The following is a 12,132-nucleotide window of genomic DNA, read 5'->3' on the forward strand; positions in this document are numbered from 1 at the left end:
AAGATTTAATCGATGAATATCTTGTTTCTAAATATTATCGCAACAACTTGAGTTTATTCCGAATCCTGTATGGGCCATTGATTTTAAGGCATAGTATTCGAATCTTATTTTTTATCTCAACAAATACCCTGCTGTCGACTCCTTCATATAACTTGTCATGAATCCATCTATAGACTGTTTTATTAGAAAGACAAATCATGTCGCCCTACTCTAGTCGGTGAGACTTTTTTTTGGCATGATGAATTCAGGTCTTCACTGAATAATGATAAATGGAACAAATGCGTTGGTTGGAACTGCTTTCGACAGTTCGTATTGGTAGCAAAAAACAAAGTTCAGAACAGGCACGTAGCCCATTTCACAAAGATTATGACCGTATTATCTTTTCACAAAGTTTTCGCCAGTTAAACCGTAAAACCCAGGTGCATCCGTTAACTCAGCACGATGGCATTCACACCCGTTTGACCCATTCGCTGGAAGTGTCGTGTATTGGCCGTTCACTGGGCATGCTGGCAGCGGAAAAAATTAAAGATCAACTCCCTGTGTGGATTTCCCCTGCCGATGTCGGTGCCATTATTCAGGCCGCCTGCCTCGCGCATGATATTGGCAATCCCCCTTTTGGGCATGCCGGTGAATACGCCATTCGTGAATGGTTTGATGATGTATCTCATGGCAATTTTCTGGAAAAATTGACACCGGAAGAACAGGCCGATGTACGCCAGTTTGAAGGCAATGCCCAAGGCCTACGTTTATTGACCAAAATTGATTACCATCCGAATGACGGTGGTATGCGCCTGACTTTTGCCACATTAGGGGCTTATCTCAAATATCCGTGGCTGTCTAAAACCATTGCCTCGCAAGGGGATCGCCCGGCCAGTCAGCGGGCAAAATTTGGCTGTTACCAGTCTGAAAGAGAGATCTTGAAACAAATTGCTGAACAGCTCGGTTTAATTCAGCTCGGTGAATATCATTATTGCCGACATCCGCTCACCTATTTACTGGAAGCCGCCGATGACATCTGTTATGCCCTGATTGATCTGGAAGATGGCATTATTTTAAATATGCTGTCCTATGAAGAAGTCGAACCGATTTTTCTCGACTTAATCTCGGATTATGGCAAGCCCGAAGAACTGTCCATGCCAACCACCACATGGCAGCAAAAAATTGCCGCTTTACGTGGCCGGGTGATGAAACGGCTGGTGGATGAAGTCACCACGGCATTTGCCAAACATCACTTTGAAATTTTATCGGGTCAACTGAAAGGCAGTTTATTGCAATATTGTTCAGAAGATATTGAACATGGCATTGAACGGGCAAAAAACCTGGCGCGTGACAAGATTTTTGAACATCCGCAAAAGGCGGGTCTGGAAATTATCGCCCATCAAAGTCTGCAAAACATTCTGGATGCCTTTATTCCGCTGACGACACCGCATAAGACTTTAAGCTTTAAAGAACAGCGCTTGATGTCCATGCTGCAACGTGCCGGTGTCAATTTTCAAAGCAACCACTATGAAAATATTATGCAGGTGCTGGACATTATTTCTAAATTCTCAGACCATCAGGCCTACAACCTGTCGCAAGAGTTACAGGGCAATAAAGCCGGCTTGATGTAAAGATGTTGCAGCTATTCTGACTGGAATTTCTGCTAAATTTAAACCATTATGCCTGAGCATTTTGCCTTTATGACAAATGCTCTCTACTATGCAACCAACGATAGATAAGTGAATAAATTAACATGATTGGATGTCTTATTGGCGAGGTGTTGGCTCTAGAAGCACCGACAGTATTATTAAATGTAAATGGTGTGGGCTATGAAATCGACACCCCGCTTTCAACATTTTGCCAATTACAAAAAGGCCAGAAAGTTACACTATGGACGCACCTGGCCGTTCGTGAAGATGCGCAGCTTCTGTATGGCTTCCTGAATGCACAGGAAAAAACCATCTTCCGTACCCTGCTGAAAGTCAACGGCGTGGGTCCTAAAATGGCACTGGGTATTCTGTCGACTTTAAGTGTAGAAATGCTCATTCATACTGTTGAACATGAAGATGTAAATACCCTGGTCAAAGTTCCAGGGGTGGGTAAAAAAACCGCTGAACGCTTGATGATTGAACTGCGTGACCGCTTCAAAGCCATGTCAGCTGGCACGACACCAGGCAATTCTACCGTAGAGCAAATCCAGTTTAGTGGTAACTCCGCTGTCGCCGAGGCAGAAGCGGCGTTACAGTCATTAGGTTATAAACCTTTAGAAGCACAAAAACTGATTAATGCCGTTAAAGCTGACTATACTGAAGCTAGCGACATTATCCGTGCTGCATTAAAGTCGATGAATAAATAAAAATGTCCAACAATCTTGGATACACGTAGGCGACATGGATGTCGCCGTTAGATTGACTTGCGCTACGCTTTAAAGCAGTGCTTAAAGCTTGCTCAGGATATATCCTCAATCTAACAAAAGATTTTTGTTACTTTTGATCTTTCAAAAGTAAAACAATGCCTACACAATGGTAGTTAAACACAAATCATTAGTTGAGGCTGTGCTTTATGCAGCATCAAACAGCTCCAATAAAGAAATTAAGTTAAATAGATATGCAAGACCGTCTCATCAGTGGTTCTGAAAAACCCGAAGATCATTTTGATCGCGCCATTCGCCCCACTTCCCTGGAAGACTACATTGGTCAGCCTGTGGTACGCGAGCAAATGGAAATCTTTATTGGCGCAGCCCGTGGCCGTGGCGAAGCACTTGACCACACCCTGATTTTTGGCCCACCCGGTCTGGGTAAAACCACGCTTGCCAATATTATCGCGCGGGAAATGGGCGGTAATTTAAAATCGACTTCTGGTCCCGTTTTAGAACGTGCAGGCGATCTGGCCGCCATGCTGACTAACCTGGAAGAAGGCGATGTTTTATTTATTGATGAAATTCACCGTCTTTCTCCAGTAATTGAAGAAATCCTGTATCCAGCCATGGAAGATTACCAGCTGGATATCATGATTGGTGAAGGTCCTGGCGCACGTTCCATTAAACTGGATTTGCCACCATTTACCTTGGTCGCTGCAACCACACGTGCGGGCTTGCTTACCTCTCCACTGCGTGACCGTTTTGGTATTGTGCAACGTCTGGAGTTTTATTCGGTTGCAGACCTAACCCATATTGTTTCGCGTTCAGCGAATTTAATGGATGTGCCTATCACTGAAGAAGGGGCTAAAGAAGTTGCCCGTCGTGCACGTGGTACACCGCGTATTGCCAACCGTCTGCTGCGTCGTGTGCGTGACTATGCCCAAGTCAAAGGTACCGGTGAAGTGACTCAGGAAATGGCACAACGTGCACTGGATATGCTGAATGTCGATAAAGATGGTTTAGACACTTTAGACCGTCGTTACTTGAGCATGCTGTTAGAACGTTTTGATGGCGGTCCTGCCGGTGTGGAAGCTTTAGCTGCCGCTATGGCTGAAGATTCAGGTACATTGGAAGATGTGATTGAACCTTACTTGATTCAGCAAGGTTATACCATGCGTACAGCACGGGGTCGTATTGCGACTAATATGGCGTATTTGCAGTTTGGAATGACACCGCCAGAGCCGAAGGATAAGTAATTTTAGAGCCCATTAATTGGGCTTTAATTTTAGTAAATTTCTAAAATTTCATTCAGTATAAATTTCGCTTTCTCAATTTTTTTCATACAATCTATTGAATAATTTCCAAAATTATCTCTACCTCTAATTAAAGAATTACGAACATCTAAAGCCGACATATAAACGTCTTTAAGAGTATTTGCTATTTCCTCATAATCCTTTTTACTAATTCGCAAATAATAAAGTATGATTTTTGATCGTTCAATTCCTAGTACTTCAAAGGACTTTCCAATCTCATTAAAAAACAAATCTTGGTAAGAATTCGGTTCTATTTTTTCTAGAAAATCATATCCTTTATGCTTTTGCTCCAACAAGGTTATCTTCAAAAGAAAATTTTCAGCTTCTACTATAAATCTTACTATCGAACTATGTAATAAATTTAGATTTTCAGTATTTTGAGCATTTTTGTTTTGATCATTCTGAAGTTTTTGTTGTTGTTCAAATAATCTTTGATTTAAATCTAAAGCTACTTGTTCAGAACTTTTAATTTGAGCAATCACAGTATCGAAAGACTGTCTCGTTAAATCAAAACTTCTCCGCCCATACCAATATGCTAACCATGTTGCAAAACCACCAAGAATGAGGGCAATAATTACCGATAGTGCAAAAGAGGAAATTGCGGTTGTATCTGTGGAATGATTTAAATCCAAATACACTTTCTGCCCATTTGGCTGTTGCAAAATAATAGCTTGTGTATTTTCTTGTTGCGGTACTGTCCATGGAAGCTGGATCATTAACGCTTGTTTGCCTTCTTGTTCTGCCATCTTTCCCCCAACTTATTTTTAAATATTCCTTAGGGTTATCTTAAAGGTTTTTTCTTTTTAATTTAAATTAATTAGATACTTATAAATTAGAGATGACACGTACCTCTTCCACCAACATCAGCTCACACGCACCATTCCCTGTATCTTCACGACTCAAAGAACTGCGCCACTTCCAGCCATCAGCAGCCGAGACCTCAACCAGTTGTCCTTTCAAATAAATCAAATCATCCTGATCAATCTCTTTCAGCTGTTTTGCAATCTGTTTCGAGGCCGGGATCAAGTGTGTATTGGCGCTGTGCGTTGAAATTTCATTCACAGGTATAGGGGGTGCATTTTCATAACGCCAGTAATACCAGCGATTACTCTGACTAATCGACAACTGCTTATAAACAGCAGGATTGGTCATGCTGCCCCATCCCAAAGCAAAATCAACGGGACTGAGTTCCGCCTCTCGCCCAAAACTATAGTCTTCTTTGGATAGAACCCGAAACTCGCCAGCATAAGGCTGCAAATTTGTCATGCTATAGCCATTAAACTGATGAATCCCCGCTGTGGTTTGATAATCAGCAGCATCTGAAATACCTTTATCCGGTTTCAGCCAATATGACCAAAGTGCAAAACCAATGGCGAAAATGATGAGATATTTCAAAAAACGGTTCATTTTAAACTCTAATATTTACCCGTCATGCAATGCGCCATCCATAGATTGAATCAAATGAAATCGCTAAGCATAGATTCAAAAAGTAAGTGTTATATACAAATTTTATAAACTCACTCTCACATGAAATACATAATTTTACAATGTAAAAAAGCGAATAAAGCCCTTTTAGAACAAACATTAATACTTAATATACTTTTAAAGTATAAACAAATACTTAGAGGGTTTTGATTAAATTTAAAACAATATGCAATTCTAGAAAGTCACTTTAACTATTTCAAACTCTTAAGGTTCTCCCAAGATATGAACATGTACAAGCAGATTTCCCTTTGTCTTCCACTTCTCTTTTGTAGCCAACTCAGCCTTGCTGACTGGATTGATGATTCCGTTAAAAACGTAGAAGCCCACACCATTAAGCTGCGGGAACATATTCATCAACATCCTGAACTTGGCAATATGGAATTCAAAACTTCTGAGCTGGTACAAAAAGAGTTGAAATCTTATGGCTTTGAAGTGCGCAAAGGCTATGCCAAAACAGGTGTAATTGGGGTGCTTAAAGGCGCGAAACCGGGTCCGGTCATGGCACTCCGTGCCGACATGGATGCCCTTCCGATTGAAGAAAAAACTGGACTCCCTTATGCCAGCAAAGCCAAAGCCATGTATCAGGGTGCAGAAACGCACGTCATGCATGGCTGTGGTCACGATGCGCATACCGCGATGTTACTGGGTGCAGCCAAAGCCCTGGCAGCCAATAAAGATAAAATTGCAGGTACAGTGGTATTCGTATTCCAGCCGGCTGAAGAAGGCGGTGCCGATGTCGATAACTTTAGCCAAGGCCATTTAATCGGTTCACGTAAAATGATTGCCGATGGTGCATTGGACAATCCAAAACCGGAAGTGATTTTTGGTATGCACGTCATGGCAGGTATGCCAAGCGGCAATATCTTATATAAAGATGGCGCGATTCTGAACAGTGCCGATCATTTACGCATTCAAGTGAATGGCAAACAAGTCCACGGCTCCATGCCTTGGCTGGGTCGCGATCCAATCTATGCTTCTTCGCAAATGATCAACAACATGCAAAGTTTGATCAGCCGTAATGCAGATTTGACCAAAGGCATGGGCGTAGTCAGTATTGGCAGCATTCACGGCGGAACAACGGGGAATGTCATTCCCGATCAGGTGAATATGGTCGGCACCATTCGTTCTAACAGTGAAGATGTCCGCCAGGGCATTTTAAAAAATTTGCCTAAAATGCTAGAACATAATGCTGCTGCAAATAATGTCACTGCAAAAGTGGAAATTGCGCCATACGCGCCTGTGACCACCAATGACAAAACCTTAACAAAACTGATGCAACCCACACTGGCTCAGGTGAATGGCGAAGACAAACTGCATGTGCTGGACAACAATGCCAGTGCCAGCGAAGATTTTTCATATTATGGTCAGCTGATGCCATCCTTGTTTGTCTTTGTAGGCGCAACGCCTGCCGATCAGGACATGACCAAAGCCGCGCCGAACCATAACCCGTTATTTATCGTCGATAATGCGACCTTAAAAACCGGGGTAGAAAGCCATGTGCGCTTTATCCTGGATTATCCAAAAGTTGCCGAACAGGTACAGGCAGACTGGAAAAAGATGCAAGCTGCAAAAAAATAAAGTCCATTTTTAAAAAAGTGAGCATCCTTTGCTCACTTTTTTTACATCTATGTAAAGGTCTTGACGATTGAACACAGAATAGATTTCATTTGAAACCTTGTGCCATTGGACTCAAATCTCAGAATGATAAACTGCAATGCGTTACACAGCTTGACTCTTGGCAGAAAAAACGTCATTTCTCACAGTTTTTTAACCTGCTAAAAGTACAGCTAAAACCATAAAACTGAATTGAAAAATGGGATCCATCATGGCGAATAAATTCGAATTCAACATTCGTGTATATATTGAAGACACCGATGCAGGTGGCATTGTCTATCATGCTAACCATATTCGTTTTATGGAACGTACCCGTACTGAATGGTTACGTGCGGCGGGTGTTGAACATTACTGGCACCAAAAAGATTATCACTTTGTGGTCCATAAAATTAACGTAAAATATGCACGCCCTATCCTGATGGATGACCTGATTACTGTTACCGCGAGTGTAGTTTCGTGTAAAGCGACATCATTTGTATTGCAACAGAATATTTATCGTGGTGAAATCATGCTTGCATCTGGTGAAGTCGAATTGGCATGTATCAGTGTAGACGGCATGCGTCCAACACGACTTCCTGAGGAAATCCGTTCACTAATTCTGAAAGAGTTAGGACAAGACTAAAAAAATTTATTGGCACATTGTAACTATGGCAACACAACTAGAATCTTCGCTACACGTATCAGATCTTATTTTACAAGCAAGTCCTGTCGTTCAACTGGTAATGCTGCTGCTCCTTCTGGCATCACTATATAGTTGGTATCTGATTGCTAAGTTACATATGAGTTATAAAAAAGCCCAGGCCGAAGATCAACACTTTCAAAAAATCTTCTGGTCGGGCGCCGAATTAAACACCCTGTATAACAATGCCCAGCTCAATTCCAAACGTGTAGGTCTGGAAGATATCTTTTATCAGGGCCTGGGTGAATTTTTAAAACTCAAAAAACGCAATGCGCCTGCCCAGCAAAGCATTGAAGGCACAGAACGCCTTTTACGCGTTGGCTTGAGCCGTGATCAAGGCAATCTGGAGCAGGGTTTGGGTGCGTTGGCGAGCATTGGTTCCGTTGCTCCTTATGTCGGACTGTTCGGTACGGTTTGGGGCATCATGAATGCCTTTATTGGCCTGGCAGATGTCGATCAGGTGACGCTGGCCACTGTTGCTCCGGGTATTGCCGAGGCACTGATTGCAACTGCAATTGGCCTGTTTGCCGCCATTCCTGCCGTTTTGGCCTTTAACCATTACACTGCAAAAGGTGAAGCAGTTTATTCAGACCGTGCTTTATTTGCTGAAGAAATGGTGGCGCTATTACAACGTCAAACTGTGGATTCTGCACAGGAAAATGACTGATGGCGATTCAACGTTCCGGACGCTTTGAGCGTATCAAAAAACCGTTAAAAAGCGACATGAATGTCGTGCCTTATATTGATGTCATGCTGGTACTTCTGGTGATTTTTATGGTCACTGCCCCCATGATTACGACCGGTGTAAAAGTTGATTTGCCTCAAGCCAATGGCACACCCATGCAGGCCGAAGACCGCCCTGCCATTGTTACGCTTGAAACGGATGGCACCATTAAACTTGAAGATAAATCACATAATAATGATGTACTTACACTGGACGAATTAAAAGCGGTACTGACTGAATCGCAACGCGAAGCTTCAGCACAGAAAAAACAGATGAGTGTACTGATTAACGGCAGTGAATCTCGTCCTTATGGTGAAGTCATGAAACTCATGTCTGCCTTACAGGATGCAGGATTAACTCAAGTAGGTTTACTGACTGAGCCATTAAAATAATTTATGAAAGATTTCACAAAGCCACAATCTAAAGAAAAAACGATTGCGCTTGGATTTACCATCGGTGTCCATGTGGTGGCACTGACTGGCTTACTTTTTTTAGGCATGAGTAAACCACCTGAGCCTCCCAAAAAAATCACGACGGTTTTAGTTAAACCTGAAGATTTAAAACCTATGACACGTGAAGTCACAGAGTTTGATGAAACAGCCCACAAAAATGTCGCCGAGCAAATTACCCAAACGGCTGAACCAAGTGTGGAACCTGCTCCGGTGATTCCAGTTGCGCCCCCTACTCCAGCACCAGTAAAACCTGATACTGATAAAGCCGCACAGCAAGCCAAGGCGGCTGCAGAAGCGATGCAAAAAGCTGAACAACAAGCCGCTGAAAATGCAAAAGTTGCTGAAGCGAATAAATTAAAAGCCCAAGCTAAAGCGGAGGCTGCTGAAAAAGCCAAAGCTGATGCGGCAAATAAAGCCAAGACAGAAGCAGCTGCCAAAGCAGAAGCTGATGCCAAACGCAAAATAGATCAGGCTGAACGTGCGAAAGCAGAAAAATTAAAGGCGGATGCACTAAGAAAAGCGGAAGCGGATAAACAACGCGCTGAAGCCGCTGCTAAAGCTAAAATAGATGCAGCGAATAAAGCCAAGGCAGATGCAGCTGCGAAAGCAAAAACTGATGCTGCAAATAAAGCTAAGGCTGACGCTGCTGCCAAGGCTAAAATAGATGCAGCAAATAAAGCCAAAGCTGAGGCCGCTGCAAAAGCAAAAGCAGATGCAGCTAATAAGGCAAAAGCTGAGGCCGCTAACAAAGCCAAGGCTGATGCCGCTGCAAAGGCGAAAGCAGATGCGGAAGTACGTGAACGTGCCGCGGAAGAAGCCAAAGCATCAGCTGCTAAACAGGCTGCAGAAGAAGCGGCAACCAAAAAGGCTGAAGCAAAGAAAATTGCCTCAACTGCAAAACGTGATTTTGAAAATAAAATCAAACGTGCATGGGACATTCCAAGTGGTTCATCAGGTCAAAAAGCTACTGCCCGTGTGACTTTAAGTGATAGCGGTTCGGTTCAATCCGTGATTGTCAACTCGAGTGACCCTGACATGAAAGCCAGCGTAGAAGCCGCAGTTCGGGCAGCTGCACCTTATCCTATGCCATCCGATCCAGATGCACGACGTGAAGCAAGAACCTTTACTTCGAGCTTTATGGCGAAATAGTATAAAAAGCCACATCAAATTTTGATTGATGTGGCTTTTTTTGGCATTTAAACTGGACAGCCGATAAAACAGATAAAATTTTATTCACTTTTCACAGTCTTATAACAGTTTAGTCATCATGATGTGCTTTCAATCATTCAAAATCATGCCATTATGTGACACAAGCAAATTCACAATAATTTATATCTTTTAGAGTACGTAGCAGATGATGGAAATGACGCGTAAACATCTACTTTGCCTGACCATTTTGACCGCTTTAAACCCGGTATTAGCCACCCAATCTCATGCTCAGTTACATCTGGAGATTGCCAAGGCCCCTGAAGAAGCACCAAAAATTGCCATTATTCCATTTAATAATGATCAAAGTATTTATCCAATCGTCGAAAACGACCTGAACCGTTCCGGCAAATTTTCCAGTGCTTCCAAAAATCTTCCTGCAACAGCAAGCATGAATGCTCCAAATGCAGAAGCCTGGAAATCTGCCGGTGTTCCCTATGTGGTGACCGGAACAGTGAAAACAACGGACAATGGCAGTTTTGAAGTTCATTATCAGCTCTATGATGTAGAAAAACAGCAATACCTATTAAATGAATTATTGACTGTACCTGCTTCACGTATTCGTCAAGCCGGCCACATGATCAGTGATGCCATTTATCAGGCATTAACCGGTATTCCAGGTGATTTTAGCGGTCGTATCGCCTATGTACTGCGTAACCCTGCCACCCCGGAACAGCGCTATACCCTGCAAATTGCCGATACCGATGGTGAACAGCCGAAAACCATTCTGACTTCCCGTGATCCTATCCTGTCACCGGCCTGGACCCCAGACGCGAAAAAAATTGCGTACGTTTCATTTGAAACCAAACGTCCGGCCATTTACGTACAGGACCTGGCTACAGGGAAACGTGAAAAACTGGCCAGTTTCCGTGGGCTGAATGGTGCACCGAGCTTCTCACCAGATGGCAAAAACATGTTGTTTACGGCTTCCATGCATGGCAATCCTGAAATCTATCAAATGAACCTGGATACGCGTGAACTACAGCGCATGACCAGTGACAGTGCCATTGATACCGAAGCGCGTTATGCTCCTGACGGTAAATCCTTTATTTTCACCTCTGACCGCGGTGGTTCAGCACAGATTTATAGCTATAATTTTGCCAATAGCACAAGTAAGCGTCTGACCTTCCGGGGCGCATTTAATGCCCGTGGTACATTAAGTGCAGATGGCAAAAAAATTGCTTTGGTCCATCGTCCAAGTGGCAGCAATTACAAAGTTGCCATTCAGGACATCAACACCGGTATTACCAACATTCTTACCCCGACCAGTCTGGATGAGTCACCAAGTTTCTCTCCAAATGGTCAAATGGTGGTCTATGCAACCCGTGAAGGAAATCGAGGCTTATTGTCCATCATGTCACTGGATGGCCGTTTCCGCATGAACTTGCCAAGTGAACAGGGCGAAGTTCGCGAACCGGCTTGGGCACCAAAATAACAATTTAATTTTATTAATCTAAAGTAATGATAATCATGGAGATAAAGATGAAAGCAGTTCAATTATTGGTACTTCCTGTACTTGCTACAGCGCTGGTGATGACTGGATGTGCCAGCCGCAAACCGGCTGCTGAAATCCAGGCAGGGCAAAATCCGAGTGAGGCCATTAGCGTCAGTACTGAGGGTCTAAGTGAAGATGCAGCCTTGAATGCACAGAACCTGGCAGGTGCATCATCTAAAGGGGTCACTGCTGCGAACAAGGCGTTCTTGGCCAAGCGTGTGGTTCACTTTGACTATGACAGCAGTGAACTTTCAAATGAAGACTATCAAACCCTTCAGGCACATGCCCAATTTCTTGTCGCCAATGCCAATTCAAAAGTTGCTTTGACCGGTCATACAGATGAACGTGGTACCCGTGAATACAACATGGCTTTGGGTGAACGCCGTGCCAAAGCTGTAGAAAGTTTCCTGCTGACGAACGGTGTTGCTGCAACCCAATTGGAAGCCGTGAGCTATGGTAAGGAAATGCCGATTAATCCAGGTCATGACGAAAATGCATGGAAAGAAAACCGCCGCGTAGAAATCAACTATGAAGCCGTTCCCCCTCTATTAAAATAAGGGTTCCAATAAAAAAGCGCTCAATTTCGAGCGCTTTTTTTAAGCTTTCTCAGATGCCTGAGAGGCTTCTTGCGGATGCTGCATGGATTCAATCAGATCATGCTTGTTGAATTTTTTGTATTCAGGTTTAGCTTCATATGCTTTCCACGCTTCTTTCACTTTTTCGGCAGAAATATCATCTAAACTCATAGCTTCATTTGGCGTTGGAGTCGCATCAAACTTTTGCGTTGTCATAATTATGCTCCTATCACGTTTTCCATAACCTATAG

Annotated in this window: 13 protein-coding genes; 10 read left to right on the forward strand and 3 right to left on the reverse strand. The window is 43.2% G+C overall.

The window, feature by feature from the left end:
• Positions 1-269 precede the first annotated feature (269 nt).
• The 3 genes from E0H88_RS05595 to ruvB all read left to right on the forward strand — a co-directional run bounded on the left by E0H88_RS05595 (position 270) and on the right by ruvB (position 3,594).
• Positions 270-1,610 (forward strand): deoxyguanosinetriphosphate triphosphohydrolase, encoded by a 1,341-nt coding sequence (locus E0H88_RS05595; protein WP_092818626.1) that lies wholly within the window; start codon positions 270-272, stop codon positions 1,608-1,610.
• A gap of 122 nt (positions 1,611-1,732) precedes the next feature.
• On the forward strand, positions 1,733-2,335 hold the full coding sequence (gene ruvA, locus E0H88_RS05600; protein WP_092818627.1) for a Holliday junction branch migration protein RuvA: 603 nt from the start codon (positions 1,733-1,735) through the stop codon (positions 2,333-2,335).
• Between the two features lie 251 nt (positions 2,336-2,586).
• Positions 2,587-3,594, forward strand: coding sequence for a Holliday junction branch migration DNA helicase RuvB (ruvB, locus tag E0H88_RS05605; RefSeq protein WP_092818628.1), 1,008 nt, complete (start codon positions 2,587-2,589; stop codon positions 3,592-3,594).
• 29 nt (positions 3,595-3,623) lie between these two features.
• On the opposite strand, the gene E0H88_RS05610 is transcribed toward ruvB, so the two are convergent.
• Complete coding sequence (locus tag E0H88_RS05610; RefSeq protein ID WP_092818629.1) at positions 3,624-4,397, reverse strand: hypothetical protein; 774 nt, start codon at positions 4,395-4,397, stop codon at positions 3,624-3,626.
• A gap of 79 nt (positions 4,398-4,476) precedes the next feature.
• Entirely contained in the window at positions 4,477-5,058 is a 582-nt protein-coding gene (locus tag E0H88_RS05615; RefSeq protein WP_131273411.1) for a hypothetical protein, read from the reverse strand.
• A 306-nt stretch (positions 5,059-5,364) separates the two neighbouring features.
• On the opposite strand from E0H88_RS05615, the gene E0H88_RS05620 reads away from it, so the two are divergent.
• The 7 genes from E0H88_RS05620 to pal all read left to right on the forward strand — a co-directional run bounded on the left by E0H88_RS05620 (position 5,365) and on the right by pal (position 11,863).
• Complete coding sequence (locus E0H88_RS05620; protein WP_165493283.1) at positions 5,365-6,714, forward strand: amidohydrolase; 1,350 nt, start codon at positions 5,365-5,367, stop codon at positions 6,712-6,714.
• 247 nt (positions 6,715-6,961) lie between these two features.
• A complete protein-coding gene (gene ybgC / locus E0H88_RS05625) occupies positions 6,962-7,372 on the forward strand; it encodes a tol-pal system-associated acyl-CoA thioesterase (protein WP_092818632.1) in 411 nt (136 codons plus the stop codon).
• A gap of 25 nt (positions 7,373-7,397) precedes the next feature.
• Positions 7,398-8,096 (forward strand): protein TolQ, encoded by a 699-nt coding sequence (gene tolQ / locus E0H88_RS05630; RefSeq protein WP_131273413.1) that lies wholly within the window; start codon positions 7,398-7,400, stop codon positions 8,094-8,096.
• Positions 8,096-8,545, forward strand: a complete 450-nt coding sequence (gene tolR, locus E0H88_RS05635) for a protein TolR (RefSeq protein WP_131273414.1) — start codon at positions 8,096-8,098, stop codon at positions 8,543-8,545. The genes tolQ and tolR overlap by 1 nt, the downstream gene beginning before the upstream one ends.
• Before the next feature lie 3 nt (positions 8,546-8,548).
• Positions 8,549-9,754, forward strand: coding sequence for a cell envelope integrity protein TolA (gene tolA / locus E0H88_RS05640; RefSeq protein ID WP_131273415.1), 1,206 nt, complete (start codon positions 8,549-8,551; stop codon positions 9,752-9,754).
• 208 nt (positions 9,755-9,962) lie between these two features.
• Positions 9,963-11,246, forward strand: a complete 1,284-nt coding sequence (gene tolB / locus E0H88_RS05645; RefSeq protein WP_165493284.1) for a Tol-Pal system beta propeller repeat protein TolB — start codon at positions 9,963-9,965, stop codon at positions 11,244-11,246.
• 47 nt (positions 11,247-11,293) lie between these two features.
• Positions 11,294-11,863, forward strand: a complete 570-nt coding sequence (gene pal / locus E0H88_RS05650) for a peptidoglycan-associated lipoprotein Pal (protein WP_131273417.1) — start codon at positions 11,294-11,296, stop codon at positions 11,861-11,863.
• Positions 11,864-11,902: 39 nt separating this feature from the next.
• On the opposite strand, the gene E0H88_RS05655 is transcribed toward pal, so the two are convergent.
• Positions 11,903-12,097: an NF038105 family protein gene (locus E0H88_RS05655; protein WP_086196183.1), complete on the reverse strand. Its 195-nt coding sequence runs from the start codon at positions 12,095-12,097 to the stop codon at positions 11,903-11,905.
• Between the last annotated feature and the right edge of the window lie 35 nt (positions 12,098-12,132).

Origin of the sequence: Acinetobacter sp. ANC 4216 (assembly GCF_004331195.1) — a bacterium.
Classification (GTDB): Bacteria; Pseudomonadota; Gammaproteobacteria; order Pseudomonadales; family Moraxellaceae; genus Acinetobacter; species Acinetobacter kookii.

Bases quoted from the DNA above. Each gene is read 5' to 3' on its own strand.
- E0H88_RS05655 (WP_086196183.1), bottom strand. From the start codon at position 12,097: ATGACAACGCAAAAGTTTGATGCGACTCCAACGCCAAATGAAGCTATG.
- tolQ (WP_131273413.1), top strand. From the start codon at position 7,398: ATGGCAACACAACTAGAATCTTCGCTACACGTATCAGATCTTATTTTA.
- pal (WP_131273417.1), top strand. From the start codon at position 11,294: ATGAAAGCAGTTCAATTATTGGTACTTCCTGTACTTGCTACAGCGCTG.
- ruvB (WP_092818628.1), top strand. From the start codon at position 2,587: ATGCAAGACCGTCTCATCAGTGGTTCTGAAAAACCCGAAGATCATTTT.
- E0H88_RS05595 (WP_092818626.1), top strand. From the start codon at position 270: ATGGAACAAATGCGTTGGTTGGAACTGCTTTCGACAGTTCGTATTGGT.
- E0H88_RS05610 (WP_092818629.1), bottom strand. From the start codon at position 4,397: ATGGCAGAACAAGAAGGCAAACAAGCGTTAATGATCCAGCTTCCATGG.
- E0H88_RS05620 (WP_165493283.1), top strand. From the start codon at position 5,365: ATGTACAAGCAGATTTCCCTTTGTCTTCCACTTCTCTTTTGTAGCCAA.
- tolB (WP_165493284.1), top strand. From the start codon at position 9,963: ATGGAAATGACGCGTAAACATCTACTTTGCCTGACCATTTTGACCGCT.
- E0H88_RS05615 (WP_131273411.1), bottom strand. From the start codon at position 5,058: ATGAACCGTTTTTTGAAATATCTCATCATTTTCGCCATTGGTTTTGCA.
- ybgC (WP_092818632.1), top strand. From the start codon at position 6,962: ATGGCGAATAAATTCGAATTCAACATTCGTGTATATATTGAAGACACC.
- tolR (WP_131273414.1), top strand. From the start codon at position 8,096: ATGGCGATTCAACGTTCCGGACGCTTTGAGCGTATCAAAAAACCGTTA.
- ruvA (WP_092818627.1), top strand. From the start codon at position 1,733: ATGATTGGATGTCTTATTGGCGAGGTGTTGGCTCTAGAAGCACCGACA.
- tolA (WP_131273415.1), top strand. From the start codon at position 8,549: ATGAAAGATTTCACAAAGCCACAATCTAAAGAAAAAACGATTGCGCTT.